The 18,584-nt window shown below is 58.0% G+C and carries 13 protein-coding genes; 5 read left to right on the forward strand and 8 right to left on the reverse strand.

All coding sequences use genetic code 11. The features are described 5' to 3' along the window. Positions 1–42 precede the first annotated feature (42 nt). Positions 43–1,386, reverse strand: coding sequence for an MFS transporter (locus ACFFFR_RS07250; protein ID WP_377459148.1), 1,344 nt, complete (start codon positions 1,384–1,386; stop codon positions 43–45). 357 nt (positions 1,387–1,743) lie between these two features. On the opposite strand from ACFFFR_RS07250, the gene ACFFFR_RS07255 reads away from it, so the two are divergent. The 3 genes from ACFFFR_RS07255 to ACFFFR_RS07265 all read left to right on the forward strand — a co-directional run bounded on the left by ACFFFR_RS07255 (position 1,744) and on the right by ACFFFR_RS07265 (position 9,116). After that, positions 1,744–2,541 carry a cyclase family protein gene (locus ACFFFR_RS07255; protein ID WP_377459150.1) on the forward strand — a complete coding sequence of 266 codons (798 nt, stop codon included), beginning with the start codon at positions 1,744–1,746 and terminating at the stop codon, positions 2,539–2,541. Positions 2,542–2,548: 7 nt separating this feature from the next. Beyond that, complete coding sequence (locus tag ACFFFR_RS07260) at positions 2,549–4,192, forward strand: thiamine pyrophosphate-binding protein (RefSeq protein ID WP_377459151.1); 1,644 nt, start codon at positions 2,549–2,551, stop codon at positions 4,190–4,192. A gap of 526 nt (positions 4,193–4,718) precedes the next feature. Then, positions 4,719–9,116, forward strand: a complete 4,398-nt coding sequence (locus ACFFFR_RS07265; protein ID WP_377459153.1) for a vWA domain-containing protein — start codon at positions 4,719–4,721, stop codon at positions 9,114–9,116. 147 nt (positions 9,117–9,263) lie between these two features. Here the strand turns inward: ACFFFR_RS07265 and ACFFFR_RS07270 are convergent, their stop codons facing one another. The 5 genes from ACFFFR_RS07270 to purS form a co-directional block, all read right to left on the reverse strand. Further along, on the reverse strand, positions 9,264–10,550 hold the full coding sequence (locus tag ACFFFR_RS07270; RefSeq protein ID WP_377459155.1) for a TIGR01777 family oxidoreductase: 1,287 nt from the start codon (positions 10,548–10,550) through the stop codon (positions 9,264–9,266). Positions 10,551–10,630: 80 nt separating this feature from the next. Beyond that, positions 10,631–12,004 carry an alpha/beta fold hydrolase gene (locus ACFFFR_RS07275; protein WP_377459156.1) on the reverse strand — a complete coding sequence of 458 codons (1,374 nt, stop codon included), beginning with the start codon at positions 12,002–12,004 and terminating at the stop codon, positions 10,631–10,633. Positions 12,005–12,094: 90 nt separating this feature from the next. Next, positions 12,095–14,398: a phosphoribosylformylglycinamidine synthase subunit PurL gene (purL, locus tag ACFFFR_RS07280; protein ID WP_377459157.1), complete on the reverse strand. Its 2,304-nt coding sequence runs from the start codon at positions 14,396–14,398 to the stop codon at positions 12,095–12,097. Next, positions 14,399–15,130: a phosphoribosylformylglycinamidine synthase subunit PurQ gene (gene purQ, locus ACFFFR_RS07285; RefSeq protein WP_377459159.1), complete on the reverse strand. Its 732-nt coding sequence runs from the start codon at positions 15,128–15,130 to the stop codon at positions 14,399–14,401. It abuts the gene before it with no gap. Next, on the reverse strand, positions 15,130–15,396 hold the full coding sequence (gene purS, locus ACFFFR_RS07290) for a phosphoribosylformylglycinamidine synthase subunit PurS (protein WP_377459161.1): 267 nt from the start codon (positions 15,394–15,396) through the stop codon (positions 15,130–15,132). The genes purQ and purS overlap by 1 nt, the downstream gene beginning before the upstream one ends. An 88-nt stretch (positions 15,397–15,484) precedes the next feature. On the opposite strand from purS, the gene ACFFFR_RS07295 reads away from it, so the two are divergent. Continuing rightward, positions 15,485–15,652 (forward strand): hypothetical protein, encoded by a 168-nt coding sequence (locus tag ACFFFR_RS07295; protein WP_377459163.1) that lies wholly within the window; start codon positions 15,485–15,487, stop codon positions 15,650–15,652. Here the strand turns inward: ACFFFR_RS07295 and ACFFFR_RS07300 are convergent. Further along, on the reverse strand, positions 15,649–16,551 hold the full coding sequence (locus tag ACFFFR_RS07300; RefSeq protein ID WP_377459164.1) for a 3-methyladenine DNA glycosylase: 903 nt from the start codon (positions 16,549–16,551) through the stop codon (positions 15,649–15,651). The genes ACFFFR_RS07295 and ACFFFR_RS07300 overlap by 4 nt on opposite strands. A 122-nt stretch (positions 16,552–16,673) precedes the next feature. On the opposite strand from ACFFFR_RS07300, the gene ACFFFR_RS07305 reads away from it, so the two are divergent. Next, positions 16,674–17,660, forward strand: a complete 987-nt coding sequence (locus ACFFFR_RS07305; protein WP_377459166.1) for a tripartite tricarboxylate transporter substrate binding protein — start codon at positions 16,674–16,676, stop codon at positions 17,658–17,660. Here ACFFFR_RS07305 and ACFFFR_RS07310 read toward each other — a convergent pair. Continuing rightward, positions 17,639–18,583, reverse strand: a complete 945-nt coding sequence (locus ACFFFR_RS07310) for a LysR family transcriptional regulator (RefSeq protein WP_377459167.1) — start codon at positions 18,581–18,583, stop codon at positions 17,639–17,641. The genes ACFFFR_RS07305 and ACFFFR_RS07310 overlap by 22 nt on opposite strands. Position 18,584: the final 1 nt, after the last annotated feature.

Below are 18,584 nucleotides of genomic sequence, written 5' to 3' on the forward strand. Positions count from 1 at the left end.
CAGCTGTAGGCGGAGTCCAAAGCTGTGGTGGAAATCGGTGCGCTATTCCACGGGGGTTTCCTTGCGGGTCGTGGGAATAATGGCCACGAATACCGCGGCCAAGACGCCTACGACAGCGAAGATGATGAAGTTCCACTCGAATCCGAGTGCCATGCCTGCGATCCAACCGCCGAGCAGCGGTCCCGCAATCGCACCCACGCGAGCGAAACTGAGTGCCCAGCCGGTTGCGGTGGCTCGAGCGTAAGCGGGGTAGTAGTCTGCAACCCAACCGGTGAGTACCAGCGAGGTCGCAATTGTTCCAACACCGGCCAGCGCGACGAAGATGTAGTTCACGAGCATGCTGTTCGGGAACATCAGCAGCAGGATGCCTGCGGCGCCGAGCACGTAGAAGACAACGAGGATCAACTTCTTGCCATACTTGTCGGCTGCACCACCAATGAGAATGCCGCCGATTGCGGAGGCTAGGGAGAAGACCGCCAAGAAGAGAATCGAGGAGCCTAGCTCATAGCCTGCCTCCTTCATGATGTTTGGCAACCAGGTGTTCAGGCCATAGACCAAGAGCAGTCCGCAGAACAGCGCCACCCAGAACCCGATGGTCGCCACTCGGTAGCCGCGCGAAAACATGACCGATAGTGAGTCTTTCCAGCTTGTGTGCTGCTTCTGCGGGGACTTTGCCGGCATCCATTCGGCCTCATGGTACGGGTTGATGCCAAGCTCGGCAGCGTGCTGGCGAGCTTTCTCGCGTTCGCCGCGAATGAGTAGGGACTCCATCGATTCCGGAAGCTTCCAGATCAACAGCGGGACCAAAAGTACTGGGACGGCGCCAATGCCGATGACCCAGCGCCAGCCAGCCTGCTCCAGAATTGCGAAAGCAACCATCGCTGCAGCCAAGATGCCGAGCGAGTAGCCCGAATACATCAAGCCGTAGTTCAAAGAGCGCTTGCGCGGGTGCGAAAATTCAATGGTCATGGCCGCGGCAACGGGGATGATGCCGCCCATCCCCAGACCGCCAATGAGGCGGAAGAGTCCAAAGAGTTCTGGGGTGGGTGCCAATGCGGCGCCCAATTGAGCGGTGGTGAAAATGACCACGGAGATGATCAGCATCTTTTTGCGACCTAGCCGGTCAGAGAGGCTGCCGATGAGCATGGCGCCGATCATCATACCGATCAGGGCTTGGGAGCCGAGTGCGCCGGCCTGCAGTGGGGTCAGGGACCAAGGCTCGTATGCAATGAGGGCAGGCATGACAGCACCAAGGACACCTACGTCATAACCCTCAGCCAAAATAGAGATCCAACAGAGGAACAAGACCCGATTTGTCGTTCGGGCGGGCACCGGCCATGACGGCGTCGACGGCGCCATAGTGGCGGAGGTTTGTTGTGTAACCATGAAGAAACTCTAAGTGCGAAATTTAAGGAGCACCAAAATGCATTACCTAAAAGTTTCGCTACTGCCTAAGCCTCTTATCGTCTGAAATGCACTAGATCGATAGGACACAGCTTTCGTTGGCCTGAATTTCACATAGACGGCCAAGCTCGTCATGGTCTCAACGAACAATATGTGAACCCAAGTTGCCGTGACATACTTGAAATCTGCTAATTGTTTCGCGGAGTTCCGTTTTCGGGTCAGATGCTCCATCTCAGCTCGCTGTCAGAACTAAGCGGAACGGGGCAGCCCATCTTCACGTCATTCATTTAGCGGGTATAGAAGACCCAAGGTGACAGAGTCGTTCAAGGAGTCGCAATCGTGAGTAATGTCCAAACTCAGAAGCAAAATCTTGTCCTTCAGCTGGCTGGCGCCCTAGCGGATCAGTCCGTCAAGATCGTGGATCTGACTAACAAGCTCTCCGATCAAACTCCAACGCTGCAGTTGCCGGAGCCCTTCAAGAACCTGAACGACTTTTCCCTGGAAGAGGTGGCCCGCTACGACGAAAACGGCCCGCTGTGGCGTCACCAAAACATCTCCATGGGTGAGCATATTGGTACTCACATTGATGCGCCGATTCACTGGATCAGTGGCAAGGATGGCAAGTGCGTGGCGTCCATTGAACCAGAGCGACTTGTCGGCCCAGCGGCCGTACTTGATGTTTCAGAGCAAGTTGCTGCGGACGCGGATTTCTTGGTGGATGTAGCCGACATCAAGGCGTGGGAAGCCGAACATGGCCCGCTGCCGCAGAACGGTTGGTTGCTGGTACGTACCGGCTGGGACCAGTACGCCCAAGACCAAGAAGCATTCGTCAACATTGACGAGAACGGCTCCCACACACCTGGTTTCACGGCAGAATGTGCCCGTTGGCTGGCCGAGGACACCGAGATCTCCGGTGTTGGTGTTGAAACTGTTGGCATCGACCAAGGTAACGCAGCCACACTGGAACCACCGTTCCCCATGCACTACTACCTGCTGGGTAACGATAAGTACGGGGTGACCTCTCTGCAGAATCTCTCCACCTTGCCGGCTACCGGTGCCGTTGTGGTGGTTAGCCCACTGCCGATCGTTGATGGAACCGGTAGTCCTTGCCGCGTCTTTGCGCTGGTGGAGGGCTAACCAACTCATGACAAACACCGTTGCAGACCAAGTAGGAACTTATCTGGCGCAACTCGGTGTAGGACATGCCTTCGGAGTCGTGGGTAGTGGCAACTTTGTTATCACTAACGCACTTCGTCGAGCCGGTGTGCCCTTCACCGCCACTCGTCACGAGGGTGGCGCAGCCACCATGGCAGACGCCTACGCTCGCATGAGCGGTGAGGTAGCTGTTCTTTCCGTGCACCAAGGCTGTGGACTGACTAACGCCGCCACCGGTATCGGTGAGGCCGCCAAGTCCAGAACCCCGATGATCGTGTTGGCGGCAGAGACTGCAGCCTCCGCGATTCACTCCAACTTCGCCATGGATCAAAAGGCCTTCGCTGAATCGATGGGAGCGGTGGCCGAACGGATTCACTCACCGGCCTCTGCGCTCGCGGACACCTTGCGGGCTTATCGAACGGCGGTCCGGCAGCGGCGAACCGTGGTGCTGAATCTCCCTCTCGACGTTCAAGCCGCTGAACCGGTCGGGCAGATGCCAACCGACACAGTCGAACCTGCGCCAGGGGTGGCACCAAGTCTCGAGCAGGTCAACGCATTGACCGAAGCCTTGCGCAACAGCCTGCGTCCGGTCTTTATTGCTGGCCGCGGCGGGCGTGGCGCCAAGGAAGAGATTCAGGCTTTGGCCCATGACGTCGGTGCCCTTGTGGCGACCAGCGCGGTGGCAAAAGGTCTGTTCAACGGTGACGACTTCAATTTGGGAATCTCCGGCGGGTTCTCCTCACCATTGACCGCAGAACTGATTTCGCAGGCCGATCTCATCCTCTCTTTCGGCTGCGCGTTGAACATGTGGACCATGCGCCATGGAACACTCATCGGGGAAGAAACCACGGTCGCCCAAATCGATATTGAAGACGCCAACCTCGGCGCTCACCGACCGGTCGATATCGGGATCGTCGGTGACAGTGCGGCTACGGCTACCGCCCTGCGTGAGGCCCTGCTCAATGATTTAGGCGAGCGTTATCGTACCGAAGAAATCAAAGAGCGGATTGCCAACGAAGCGCGTTGGGACCAGACCGACACCCCAGATCTGGGGGAGCCGGGGGTAAGCATTGACCCACGGGAATTGAGTAAACGGGTCAATGAATTGCTTCCAGCCGAACGGATCGTCTCGATCGACTCCGGCAACTTCATGGGCTACCCAAGCCAATACTTGGACGTGCCAGACGAGTTCGGATTTTGCTTCACGCAAGCGTTCCAGGCAATCGGACTGGGACTCTACACTTCCATCGGCGCTGCCCTAGCCCAGCCGGATCGGATGCCAGTTCTTGGCACTGGTGACGGTGGATTCCTGATGGGAGCTCAAGAGCTGGAAACGGCTGTACGGCTGAAGTTGCCACTCGTGGTCATCGTCTACAATGATGCCGCCTACGCCGCTGAAGTTCACCACTTCGGTAGCGACGTAGATCTCGATACCGTCATCTTCCCGGACACCGACATTGCTGCGTTAGCGCGCGGTTATGGTGCAACAGGCATCACCGTTCGGGACGTTGCGGATCTGGATCAGCTTGCAGACTGGGTGAACTCGAACCCGCAAGCACCGATTGTGATCGATGCCAAGATCGCCAATGACGGTGGCTCGTGGTGGCTGGCCGAAGCCTTCAAAGGACACTAGCGCCGCTGGGTCCCACACACATGGCACGTATCCTCGAGCGATGCCATTTTCGTTGGCTGCACCGAACGTAAAGAAGTAAGGCAGGGGCTGATCCGCAGCGTGGCGCTCCAAGATTTTGCTGAGCGGATTCAAGATCAATGAATCATTGTTGAGCTTTAGCCCATCCTTCCAATCGGCGAAGTACTCATAGAGCGTTCTCTTGAGCCTGCGCTAAATCTATCTATGTCGATGAAAATGCGATTACATGGTTGCTGAATTACTTCTATTTCGCCGGTTATCGATGTAATAAACAAATTCTATTTATCACTCGCCAAATCGCGTGGATCGCTGTGCTGATCGCTCTATGTGGGGAGAGTTCTCCGTAGAAAAAGTGACGGAAAAGAAGCATTTTCAGTCACAAACAGCTTCACGCTTCTTCCTTCCATATCCTTATGTGGGGGTCGTGTAGCCGACTTTATGACGGCATCACGCTCCCAATCATCACCGCCTTGCGCGGTAAATAGGGGATATCTAAATAGGGGGATTCGTGGCTGTTTCAGCACGTCCACGCCGTATTCGCGATGTCCGAACTCGCACCAAGAAACGGTTGCTTTCCACCGCCCAAAAGTCCGGCGTGATTGCAGCTAGTTTGATGGTAGTTTTCGGAACCGTGTTTACCGGCGGAGCCATCGCCACTGGCGAGAACTTACCAGAACCAACATCAGCAGTTTCCGAAACCGTGGTTGAGGAAACCGCTGAAGCGACTCCGACGACGGAGAAAACAACCGAGGAAGCGACTCAGGAAAAAACTGAGCAGGCATCCAACCCGGCCAAGAAGCCGGAAAAACCGGCTGCACCAAAACCATCAACGCAGCCTTCGGAACGACCTTCAGCACCGGCCAGCCCGAGTGCGCCAGCCGACCAACGTGGTCCACTCAGTGACAGCGGTGTCGGGATCAAGGCCTTCCCGACTCCAGCACCACTGCCGAACCCGAACTTGCCACAAAAATGTGGACTCAACATTGCCTTGGTTTTTGACCTGTCCAACTCGCTGACGGACGCTGACATCACCAGTTCGAAGAACGCTGGCGTGAGCTTGGTTGACAGTCTGCAAGGGACCCCTACCTCGATGGGGATCTACAGCTTTGCCTCGTTGGCTCCAGCGCCCAACAACACCAACCTCGGTTTGACATCGATCGCGACCGCAGAGGGTAGTGACCAGGTTCGGTCCAAGATCCAGAACTTGGTGCGCCCACCCTCGAACCGCGGTGGCACCAACTGGGATCGTGGCTTAGCCCAGATCCCAGCCGGCTATGACATCGTCTTATTCGTGACGGATGGCAACCCCACCGCTTACGGAACCCCGGGCACTCCAGGGAACTCCGACTGGGGTTCAAGCTTCGACCAGATTGATATTGATACTGCTACAGCTTCATCAAACGCGTTGAAACGTGGGGGCGCCTTTGTCATGGGAATTGGCGTGGGTCGACTCACCGAAGCGAACTTGCGGTACATCTCCGGAGACAATGTCAATCAGGATTACTACCTGATCGGAAATTACGATCTTCTTGAGGCAAAGCTCCGTGAAATCGGGCTGAAGAACTGTGAAGGTACCATCACCGTCAACAAGCAGGTTCGCGATCTTAACGGTGACCTGTCTGCCGGTGCGGGCTGGGACTTCAGCACTGACACCACCAATGTGACACCGGCATCCGGGACCACTAACGCTGACGGTGTCGTCAACTTCAAGGTTGAAGGCATCGACTGGGACCAATCCCGTGCCGTGACAATCGCCGAGTCCCTGCAGGAGGGCTACGCGCTTGAACAACAAGACGGCAAGAATGCCGTCTGCGTGGATCGGGCCAGCCAGGAACCTGTGACCGCCACCAACGCGGGCGACCTTGGCTTCAAGGTGGACGTCACATCCACTCAAGTAGTGGTCTGTACCGTGATCAACAAGATGGTTCCAAAACCATTGAAGCTGACCAAGACGGCCAAAACCGCCTACAAGTCCAGCTACGCCTGGGGCATCACCAAGGATGTCGACAAGACCAACTTCGTGATCAACGAAGGTGACGAGAACCCGACCGCCAACTACACGGTAGAAGTTACCGAGGGTGCGCGTACCAATTCGGATTACGCCGTGACCGGCAAGATCACGGTCACCAACCCGAACCCGATCGCGATCAACGATGTTGATGTCACCGACGAGCTCGATGGCGCAACCTGTTCCGTCACTGACGGCACGAATGTCACGGTCCCGGCCAACGGCACCAAGGAACTGAACTACAGCTGTACCTTCGAAGGCACACCGGAAAACGAAACCGGCACCAACACGGCCACTGCTGCGTGGAACGGTAAGAGCGTAACCGCCGAAGCCGATTACGACTTTGCCGATGCTGATGTCAGCCACGTGAACAAGACCGTCACCCTGGCCGACACGTACGCGGACGCACCACTGAACGGTGAAACCATCACGTGGTCGAAGCAAGGCGAAAAGCACACCTACACTTACTCACGCGTGTTGGAAGGCACCGCGGGTGAGTGCACCACCTTCGACAACACCGCGACGATCAAGGAAACCAAACAGTCCGATGACGCGAGCACCCAAGTGTGCATCAACAAGCCGCCAGTAGCCGCTAAGACCGCTGCCGGCAGCTTCGATCGCGATTACGACTGGAAGCTCACCAAGAAGGTCGCCAAATCCGACTACAAGGTAACCCCGGACACCTCCGTGAACCCGGACTACACGGTCACCGCTGAGATCGAAAAAGTCACCGATACGAATGTCGTTGTCGACGGCACCATCACCGTGACCAACCCGAACAACTTCGGCGAAACACAGACCGCGACCGTCACCGACCAGCTGTATGCCGGTGATGACGCGCTGACAGGAGCCACCTGTACGGTGGAGGGCGATGCCTCACACACCGTTGAGGTAGCCGCCGGCGCCAGCGTGGAACTCAACTACAGCTGTGAACTGGACGCCGTCCCAACGAAGGCCGTGACTAACCACGCGACCGTGACCTGGGAGAACGGTCAGGAAGCCGTCGCCAAGGCGGGTGTCGAGTTCAACGGAACCTTCACCGATGATGAAGTCACCGTAACTGACGACAAGACCGTTGAAGGCGAATCCAACGTGCTGGGCACCGTCACCGTCGATAACGCCACCGGCGAGATCGATGGCGAAAACAGCTTCAGCTACAGCGACGTTGAACTCGATGCTCCGGATGCCGGCACCTGTGCCGACTTCACCAACAAGGCGGTTGTCACCGAGTCCACCAATATGGACGACAACAACTCGGACACCGCCAAGGTAAAGATCTGCACCGGTACCGATCTTCAGATCTCGAAGGTCACTTTCTACAAGTTCGACCGCACCTACGACTGGTCGATCGCGAAAACCGGTTCCGCTGACCAGCACGTCTTTGGCAGCAGCGAAGACGTCGACTACAGCGTGGACTACACCGTGACCGTCAAGGCTGAAGGCTACGAGGATCACGACGCCAAATTCGGCGGCGACATCACCGTAACCAACCCATCCACCTGGAATGCCGTGACCGCCGCGGAAATCACCGACGTCCCGTCCTTTGACGGAGTGAGCTGTACCGTGATCAACGGTAAGGATATTAAGCTCGCCCCTGGTCAGTCGGAAACCGTCAGCTACGAATGCGATGGCATGACGGATCAGCACGGCCAAACCCCAGAACCGGGCACCAACACCGCCAAGGTCACCTGGGACAAGGAAGCTGCCTACTCCGCCAACGACTCGGCAAGCCACACCATTGAGGTGGATCCAACCCTGGATGCTGACGCGCACGAGACCGTTCAGGTCGAAGACCTGAAGGCCCCGGAGGGCACCGAGTTCGAAGAGCTGCACTTCTGGGACGTGTACAACGCCAACGATGATCACACCAAGGAATACACCTACACCGTCACGGGCACCGTCCCAGCCGGTGAATGTGTCGAATTGGACAACACCGCGACCCTAATCGGGATCCCGGAGCGTTCAGCAGACTACAACACCAAGGTCTGTGCCGGCGCTGATCTGGTCATCGAAAAGACCGCGGACTACACCTACGATCGCACCTACAACTGGGCCATTGAGAAGACCGGAGAATCCGACCAAGTCGTGACCTCCACCGACGGCAAGCCCGTCGACTTCACCCTGGACTACTGGGTCGCGGTCACCGCAGTTGACTACACCGACACCAACCACCGTGTCACCGGTACCATCACAGTCACCAACCCGGTGCAGTGGTCCGATGTAGAGGTTGACGTCACCGACCAGCTGGAAGGCTTCAACTGCTCCGTCTCCGATGATGGCACCGCCACCATTGAAGCCGGCGGATCGGCTGAATTCACCTACAGCTGCACGGGCTCCCCAGAGGAACTGGAAACGGTAACCAACACCGCCACCGTCACTTGGGACAAGGAGAGCATCTACTCTGAGCATGACTCGGCAACCACTGAAGTGGACGCAGAGCCAACCGCAGATGTAGTGGTCGACGAGAAGGTCACCGTCACTGACGATAAGGCGCCGGAAGGCACCTTCGATGAAGAACTGAACTGGCATGACGTCCACGCCAAAGACAACCACACCGAGATGTTCACCTACACCTATGCAGGTTCGGTGAAACCCGGTGAAACCGTCACCGTGGAGAATATTGCGGTTCTCAGTGATACGCCGAAGTCATCCGACGACTGGACCGTGAAAGTCACCGGTGAAGAGCCGGGCGAAGAGCCGCCGGTAACCCCGGAGCCAACGGAACCGGCACCAACCGAGCCGGCACCGAGCGAGCCAACACCAACTGAGCCGAAACCAAGCCAGCCACTACCGGTCACCGGTGCGCAGGCTGCAGGCCTAGCCATTGGTGGTGCGCTGCTACTGGCAGCCGGTATCGGGTTCTACCTGTGGTCCCGTCGCCGGGCCCAAGAAGGCTAAGCCCACTCTAAGTACCCGCTAGAATAGGGTCCCCAACAAAGCTGGCCCGCCCCGAATCATCGGGGCGGGCCAGCTGGCGTTTAAGGTGCCATGAGAACACCGAGTTCTAGGCAGGTCGGAAGACGGCCGCGGCCTGTCGAAGATCTGTCAGGCGATCGTGCGGACCACCCGCGCTACGTTGCTTAGCGGCGACGGGTGAGGTGAGGGCAAGATGTGGGCAAAGAGGGTGTCCAAGTCGTTCATTCGGAAGCGGAAACCGGCTTCTTTGATCTTCTGGTTGCTGACCCGCTGGGATGCAAGCGCGAGCGTATCGGCGGCTTCCGCACCCAGAATCAGTTTCGGTGCGAAGGACGGCACCGGCATGAATGGGCTCTGACCCATGGCCTCAGAGTATTTGGTGATCAGCTCATCGTTGAGCACGGGTTTGTCAGAGACCACGTTGTAGACCCCACGCATGTCTTCATTAACCATCGCGAAGACAAAGGCACGTAGGGCATCTCCGACACTGACCCAGCTATTCCACAGGTGCTCACCAAGTCGACCGGCCAGACCCGCCGAAACCAGCGGCATCAGGGTGCCCATGAGCCCGCCGGCAGGAGTCATGACGAGTCCTAACCGCAGATTGACGGTGCGGAACACATCAGAGGTGCCGGTAGCTTCCCAGTTCAGGCAAGTTTTGGCCAACACATCGATGCCCCACGTGTCCTCTTCTGTCAGCAGTGGTGGATTGGGCCCGTGCGAAGCGTGCGCACCGTAGTAACCGACAGCAGAGGCTGAAACCATGACACGTTTCTTGCCATCTTCCGCTAGCGTTTCCAGACTCTTAGTGAATAACCGAGTTGGCATGATGCGGCTGGTGGAGAGCTGCTGCTTCTTCCGCTCCGTGTAGCGGCCAAAGATCGACTCACCCGCCAGATTGATCACGGCATCACATTCGCGCAGCTTCTCAAGTTCGATCTCCTGGGACCCTGGATTGTAAGAAATTTCTAGGTCATCTTCTGCCGGCCGACGAACCAGCGGACGGACCGTGTGACCCAGGGTCTGCAACAAAGCAGTTAGCTCGGTACCAACCATGCCAGATGACCCACTCATGGCAACGACCATCGGCTCGACGTGGGCGACCGATTGCGCGAACTCAAGCTCTACCGCCAATTGCCGGCTACGGTAATCCAGTAGCTCGGTGAAGACCTCTATCTGGCGTTCCTGAGCTTTGTTGAAACCGGAAGGCTCATACCGAATCGTGTCCGTGAAGACGCTACGGCCTTCCCCAAGAGAATCAACGCCCACCTCTGACACCCACGTGAGATCTTTGGTGCCCGGGTACTTGCCAAGATAAGCCGGTGTCAGACGCTGAGTGGCGCCCGGGCTGGAGAGCCACTGTCGCACGCGTTCTGCCGGGACGTCGAATTCGGTTTGTTTCTGTAGGTCAGCCATAGGTTCACACTAGAAAAAGCTGACCGGTTACGGAAGAGTTAGCCGGATTCTGACCACTTTTTACTCTGCCGGCTAAGTGTTCAGGTAGTAATGAACCGCAGCAGCTGATTGATGCTTGCCCGAGCGATCTGCGCAAATTCTCGGTCGCCGATTCCCTGCAGATAGGGCGCATCTTTCCATGTTGGCCGGTTGTTGAAGAGGAAAGGCAAGTCGAAACAGTGACAGGACTTGAGTCGGGGGTCGGGGCTCCGGAACGTGAACTCGTGTAGTTCGACCCTCTTTCCCGCCATCCGGTAGGCGGCTGCAAGTTGATGCGGCAGCTGTTGGAACTGTAGCCAAGAGGAAGCTGTGCAAATACGCTCGTATCCGCTCAGACTTCGGTCCACCATCCGAGAGCGCAGGTGCTCCGGTAACCGTGTCTGGTCTGTTTGTTCAAGCACCGCAGCAACCACCTTGTCCGCCTGCTCGTGGGTAGCTTCGCGCTCAGCTGGGGAGTCAGCAAAGAAAATGGCCGTTTCATCACTGGTGTAACGCAAGAAGACTTCATCAACGATGAGCCGTGCAGCAGAGGCTTCCGGGTCTAGAAAATCGACCGGGAGGTTATCGGAGATTTTCGGAAGCAGCGCTGTCGGGGCATAACCCAAACAGGGGTCGCCGAAGTGCTTATCCCGAGTCCGAACAGATTCCGCCAACGCGGTGACCATGAACTTGCGGGCGGGGACATCTCGGAGATCGGATACACCCAAACTGGCCGCGGTACGGTCCCTAATTTCTTCGTGTAATCCTGCCGGCCACGGCGTTCGGGTTGCCATGGACAGCAAAGCGATCCGACGAAACTTGCCAGCCAAGTTCTGCTGCTGAGCCAAGGCGTGGACATACCAGCCACCAGCTGATTGCCCGACCAAGGTGATGTTTTCTGGGTCACCACCGAAGGCTTCGATATGTAGGTGAACCCAGTGGATAGCGCATGTGAGGTCCTGCAGTGGCAAGTGTTCCGGGCTGGGATTCAGAATGCCGGCGGCATGGAGTCGATAGTTGACGCTAACGACGCACACTCCTTCAGCTGCCAGAGATTCTCCGCTGTACCACTGGTAGGTCCCAGCCCCGGAGATCCAGGCCCCGCCGTGGACGAACAACACCACGGGTGCGTTCTGGGTGTTCGTTGGTGCGCTGATATTCAGGAAAAAGGCGTCATCACTGTGCGGGTAGGTGCCGGCCGGTGTCCCCATATGTGCCGCTAACCGGGAGGGTAACTGCGGAAAAATCGGGACTTCGGAGGTGTGCTCGAAGTTAGCTTGCTCATCCGCTTGGTCCTGCAGGTCCACGGCCCGGGGCGGGTCGAACCGGCGGCCGTCTCTCAGTGCTGCGTAGCGGATCCCGATGTGTGTGCGAACTGTCCGGCGAATACCAGTGCTGCTTTCCACAATCGTGGATGAAGCGTGCAGCCTAGTCATGGTGTCATTCCTGAAGGGTTCGATAAACACTGTGGGACCCGTCCTGACGGAACGGGTCCCACAGTTCAGCGTGTGGTTGTTACTGCCGCATTAGCCGAAGTGCTTCACCAGGGTGGACTCGTTGGCTTCGCGCATCTGGTCCACGGTCAGTTCGAACTGATCTTGGATCTGCAGTGCGTTTGCCTGAGCGTCCACGACACCGATGCGGGCAACTGGGAAGTTGCGGGCAGTGCACATGTCATTGAAGCGGACCTCCTCGCTGCGTGGGACTACCACGACGGCGCGGGCCTGACTCTCGGAGAACAGCAGGGTGAACATGTCGATGCCGTCTCGTTCAGCAACCTCTTCAAGGGTGATGCGGGCGCCGACACCGTAGCGCAGTGCCATCTCGGCCAGGGTGACTGCTAGGCCACCTTCGGAGATGTCGTGCGCGGCATCAATCATGCCGTCGCGGGAAGCGTTGATAAGCAGGTCGCCCAACAGCACTTCCTTCTTCAGATCTACCTTCGGTGGCAGGCCGCCTAGGTGATCGCGCAGGTTGGCGTATTCGGAGCCATCCAGCTCATCAGCGGTGGTACCCATCAGGTAGATGGCGGCACCGTCTTGGTCGGCAGTCCAGCCGGACTCGGTGCGACGGGTGACGTCATCAAAGCGGCCCAGCACACCGATGACCGGGGTTGGGAAGATATCCACGCCGTTGGTCTGGTTGTACAGGGAAACGTTACCGCCGGTGACAGGTACTTCCAGTTCCTGGCAGCCGTCGGCCAGACCGCGGATAGACTCGGCGAATTGCCACATGGTTTCCGGGTTCTCCGGGGAACCGTAGTTCAGGCAGTCCGAGACGGCGACCGGGACAGCGCCTGCGGTAGCGATGTTGCGGTAGGACTCGGCCAAAGCCAACTGGGAGCCGTGGTACGGATCCAAGTAGACGTAACGAGCGTTGCAGTCCATGGTTCCGGCCACACCCATATTGGTGTTTTCATCGACCCGGACCACGCCGGCATCATCCGGCGCGCTCATGGTTGTGTTGCCCTGCACGCGGGAGTCGAACTGGTCGGTGACCCACTTCTTGGAGCACAGGTTGGCTGAGCCAAGAAGGTCCAGGGTGGCGGCCTTGAGTTCGTCGCCGGTGCTTGGCAGGTCGGTGACTGCCGAGCGGAAGGTGTTGGCCTGCAGCTCGTCTTGGAAAGCTGGTCGCTGGTATGGGCGATCGTAAACCGGGCCGTCGTGCGCCACCGTGCGGGGGTCGACGTCCACGATGGTCTCGCCATCCCAGTCGATGATCAGTCGGCCGGTGTCGGTCACTTCACCCAACCAGGCGTATTCGACGTCCCACTTGTTCAGGATGCCTTCGACCTTGTCCACGTTCTGTGGTGGGATCACAGCCATCATGCGTTCCTGAGATTCGGACATCAGGATTTCGCCCGGAGTCATGCCCTCATCACGGCAGATGACGTTGGTGAGTTCGATATGCATGCCGCCCTCACCGTTGGAAGCCAGCTCGGAGGTGGCGCAGGAGATACCGGCAGCACCCAAGTCCTGAATACCTTCCACCAGATCGTTGGAGAACAGCTCCAAGGTGGCTTCGATCAGCGACTTCTCGGTGAACGGGTCGCCGGCCTGGACGGTTGGACGCTCGACTTCCTTGGAGTCGTCGAACGACTCAGAGGCCAGTACGGAGGCGCCACCGATGCCGTCGGCGCCGGTGCGAGCGCCGTAGAGCAATACCTTGTTGCCCACGCCGGAGGCGTTGGCCAGGTGGATGTCTTCGTGACGCATGACGCCGATGGCCATGGCGTTGACCAGCGGGTTGCCTTGGTAGGAAGAGTCAAAGACCAGTTCGCCACCAATGCCGGGCACACCCAAGGTGTTGCCGTAGTGCGACAGACCGGCGACGGCACCGTGCAGCACTCGCTTGGTGTCTGGGTGATCGATCTTGCCAAGACGCAGTGCGTCGAGCACCGCGATGGGGCGGGCGCCCATGGAGATGATGTCGCGCACGATACCGCCGATGCCGGTGGCGGCACCCTGGAACGGTTCGATGTAGGACGGGGAGTTGTGGGACTCCACCTTGAAGGTCACGGCCCAGCCGTCACCGAGGTCGGTCACGCCGGCGTTCTGGCCGATGCCGACCAGCATGTTTTCCTTCATCTTTTCGGTGACTTTGTCACCGAACTGGCGCAGGTGCACCTTGGAAGACTTGTAGGAGCAGTGCTCGGACCACATCACGGAGTACATGGCCAGTTCGCCAGCGGTGGGGCGACGGCCGAGGATCTTGCGGATCTCTTCGTACTCGTTCTCTTTCAGGCCCAACTCGGCCCACGGCTGAGATTCGTTAGGGGTGCCGGCTGCGTTGTCTACGGTATCGATGTTGAATTCTGGTGTATCGGTCATTTATTTGCCTCCAGCCAAGCTGCTCAGCAGGGAAGTGAAAACGCGGGCGCCGTCGGTGCTTGGGCCGAATCCGGCCTCGATAGCGTATTCGGCTTGCGGCAGTAGGCCCACCACATTGCCTTCACGGTTGGCGACACCGGCGATTGCCTGGGTGGAACCGTGCGGGTTCTCCGCGTAGCGCAGCACGATCTGATTGTTCTCAGCAAGCTCGGCGGCGGTGGCCTCATCAACCCAGTAGTTTCCGTACCCAACCGACAGTGGCAGGACGATGCGCTCGTCCTTGCTGAAGTCCTTGGTGAAGGCGGTGCTGTTGTTGGCGACCGTCAGGGTTTCTGCGGAGTTGTGGTAGCGGGCGGAGTCATTCATCTTGAACGCGCCTGGCAGTAGTCCAGCTTCGGTGAGAATCTGAAAACCGTTGCCGGTCCCGAGGACGGCAAGCCCTTTTTCTACACCGGCCTTGATGGCTTTGATCAGTGGGGCGTTGGCGGCTAGGGCGCCTGGGCGGAGGTAGTCGCCGTAGCTGGAACCGCCGGGAAGGATGACAGCGTCAACGTCTTGCAAGTCGGTATCGCGGTGCCAGAGCTGGACCGCTTCAATGCCGTGGCGGGTCAGCGCTCGAGTGATGTCACGGTCGCCAAGGGTGCCGGGAAAAACGGCAACACCTACGCGCAGGCCGGAATCGGCAACGGAGTCGGTGGAGTAATCGCCGACCAACGGTAGTTCGGTGGTCATTAGGCCACACCAGCCTGGTCGTCGGCTACGTAGACGTTGATGACGTTTTCGACAACGGTGTTAGCGAAGACCTTTTCTGCGGCTTCTTTGGCCTGTGCCAAGACTGCATCAGTGATGTCACCATCGACGGTCAATTCGAATCGTTTGCCTTGGCGGACGTCAGTGAAAGCGTCGAAGCCAAAGTCAGGGAGAGCGTTGTTGATGGCTTTCCCTAGAGGATCTAGAATTTCCGGTTTCGGCATGACTTCAACGACGATTCGTGACATAGAGAATCTCCTAGAGAATATGGGAGTTTTCGGTTCTCTAAGCATACAACCTCTAGGAAGTGTCTAGCAGTGTCAGTAGGCTGGCCATATGGCTGCAAAACAAGGACGTTCTAACCTGCCCTACCTGCTCGGAACCGCCATCCTCGGTGGCTTGGTTTCCATCACTGTGCGGGCACTGCGTGATCGCAAGAAAGCGGACCGGTTGCCGCAATGGGCCGAACAGGTACGCCGGCACAACCGAAAGAAGAAGGTTTAGCTACTCGCCGCAGAGAAGTCTGTGCGCAGATCTGCCGGAATCAAATCGAGGGTTTGAAGTAACTTCTTGCGCAAAAGCTGCGCACGGGCGGAGAATTCGCGCTGTGCCCGCGCATAAGTCCGTTTTCCTTCTGGGGTTTCGATCTTGACCGGTTCGTATCCCCAATCAGCCAAATCGTACGGCGAGGCCTGCATGTCCATGGTGCGGATATCCCACGCCAGCTCGAAACAATCCATCACAAGCTCCGAACTGAACAGTGGCGTCAGCTTGTACGCAACACGATAAAGGTCCATGTTGGCGTGCAAGCATGCCGGCTGCTCGAGCTTTAGTTGGCTCTGCCGGCTCGGTTGGAGTGTGTTCAAACTCACCGCTTCCGGCGCGAAGAATCTGAATGCGTCGTAGTGGGTGCAGGCAATGGTGTGGGATTCGACGACCTCATTGGTGCCCGATGACCCCAGTCGTAACGGAACCGTCGAATGCCGGATGCCGTGTTTCTCTGCGCGATAAGCCATCGCCCACTCGTGCAGACCGAAGCAGCCAAAGCGAGGCGTTGCATCCAAGGTATTTGCCAGCAGTTGGTAGTGGAAGCGCGCATTCGTTAGCTGTCGGTCCATGAAGGCGGCTAAATCAACACTGACCTGGCCGTGTTCGCGACGATAGTACTTCCACGTTTCCTGTTCGATCTGCTCTGTGCCGCCGACAGCAATACTGTTACCGAGTCCGGGATGCCAGCGCTGCAGTGCGGCCGGTCGGTGCGAGTAGTACGTGAAAAGGAAATCCTCCACCGGGTGACTCCGTCCGGTGGCGCGGCGCTCGAGAAAGGGTTCGGTGAATGGGCGCACTCGCGCACGATGAGCTCGTGCAGCTTCGCGTGCTTCTTCCTCGGTGTAGACGGCCATGATCACTATCGTCGCATAAGCAGTCGTTATGCCTGCGGGTCAACAAGATTCGCTTTCGGATAACTGTGAGCTGAGTCACGCTTGTAGTGGTTTGAAGATATTAATCACGAAGGAGATCGAAGGTGTCCAGAGGAATTAAGAATGGATTGAAGAGAGGCTCCGCTCTCGTTGCGATCGCCGCACTCATGGTCGGTTGTGGCCCACAGGGTGGGAACCAGTCGGCAGATGACTACCCAAATAAGAACATCGAGATGGTCGTCGGCTTTGCCGCCGGTGGCCAGAATGACACCGCGGCCCGCAAATTCGCCGCTGCTCTTGAGAAGGAGCTCGGCAGCAAGGTTTTGGTTGTTAACCGTACCGGTGGTGGCGGCGTGATCGCCGCGACTGAGGCGTCTCGGGCCAGCGCAGATGGATACTCGGTGCTCTTTGCCCCCACCGGGGCGTTCACTTCCGGGATGCTGCGTCAGGAAGTCAGTTACGAGATTGACGACTTTCGTTCGATCCAGCCGGTCTCCGCCAACGCGTTCATGATCGCGGTCCCAGCTGATTCGCCGGTACAGAGCTTGGCTGACTTGGAGAAGCTCGATGGTCGACTCACGTACGCTCACTTGGGCCAGGGACACAGCACTCATGTGATCGGCGAATACTTTGTCCAAGAAAAGATGAAAGAGGCCACCGGTGAAGGCGTTGCTTTTGAAGGCTCGCCGGAAGCCACTCAGGCGCTGATCAATAACGACGTGGACTTCGCTGTCCTAGATGTGAGCACCGCTCTGGCGCCGTTGCGCAACGGTGATGTCCGCGCCCTAGCCATCAGTAAGGATGAGTCCATGGAGCAGCTTGAAGGCGTCCCCACCTTCAAGGAAGAGGGTTTAGAGACCATCGCCTTCGTTGGGTCACAGGCGCTGGTGGTCCCGAAAGATGTTCCAGCAGACATTGTCGAGAAGCTGGAACAGGCATCCGCTGAAGCGGTTCAAGAAGAAGGATTCGAAGAGTTCTTGGACGAATTCGCTGGCTGGGTACCGGGGGAGACCGGTGCCGGCTGGTTCGAGGATTTCATGCCGCAAGAACGGGAACGCTTCGTGGAACTCTACGAGAAGCTCGGAATCTGACGTGTGAGGCGAGTAGCACCGTCCCCGTCGCAGTGCAGGTCAGCCAGATAATCAATGGCGGCCTGCACTCGCGTGGGTACGTGCGCTTCGTTCGGAAGCACCGCAACAACCGGATTATCGGGCAGTTCATCAGCAATGGGAACATAAACCAGAGGGATGTTCTCCACGCTGAAACGTTGCGCTGGCGGAAGATTGATGACGGACCAGGCCAGTCCGCGGGCCACAACGGCTCGCAGAGTTTCTGCCACCGGAGTGCTCCACCACAACTTGGGTTTTAGCCCCAGTGTGTGCAGCATTGCCAGCACCGACTGCACGGTAGGGGCAATATCAAAGAGGACTAACGGTTCCTCGATCAGATCCGCCAACCACACTTCTTCAGCGTCGGCGAGCGGATGGTCGGCGGACAAGGCGACATGTTGGCGGGTGTGCCGAATGAGTTGATAGTCCAGATCGTGCGGACGCTGGATCTCATAGCAGAGCGCAAAGTCTAGACGCCCGGCTTCCACGTCACGGCTCAGGGAGACGGCATCGTCTTCCCGCACACTGAGTTCTACTTCCGGGAACTCTTGGCTGAAATGGGCCAATAGTGCGGGAACGACGTGTGGGGAGATTGTTGTGGTGCAGCCGATACGCAGCGGCCCGCGCAACCGGTCCTTTTCCTCAAGCACAGCGGTGCGCGCCTCGTCCAATAAGGTGTGGACGTTGCGCGCATACTCCATGAGGGTCACCCCGGCAGCGGTGGGTACGACGCATTTGGCGTGCGACCGAATGAACAGGGGTGTATCGAGTGCCCGTTCGAGTTGGCCAATAGCCATCGAAATGGCAGCTTGCGTGACGTGACACCGCGCCGCTGCCTCCGTGATGGAGCCTTCCTCTACGGTGGCTTGGAAATATTGCAGCTGGCGCAGTGTAAATTCAGTCATC

Origin of the sequence: Micrococcoides hystricis (genome assembly GCF_042434215.1) — a bacterium.
Classification (GTDB): Bacteria; Actinomycetota; Actinomycetes; order Actinomycetales; family Micrococcaceae; genus Micrococcoides; species Micrococcoides hystricis.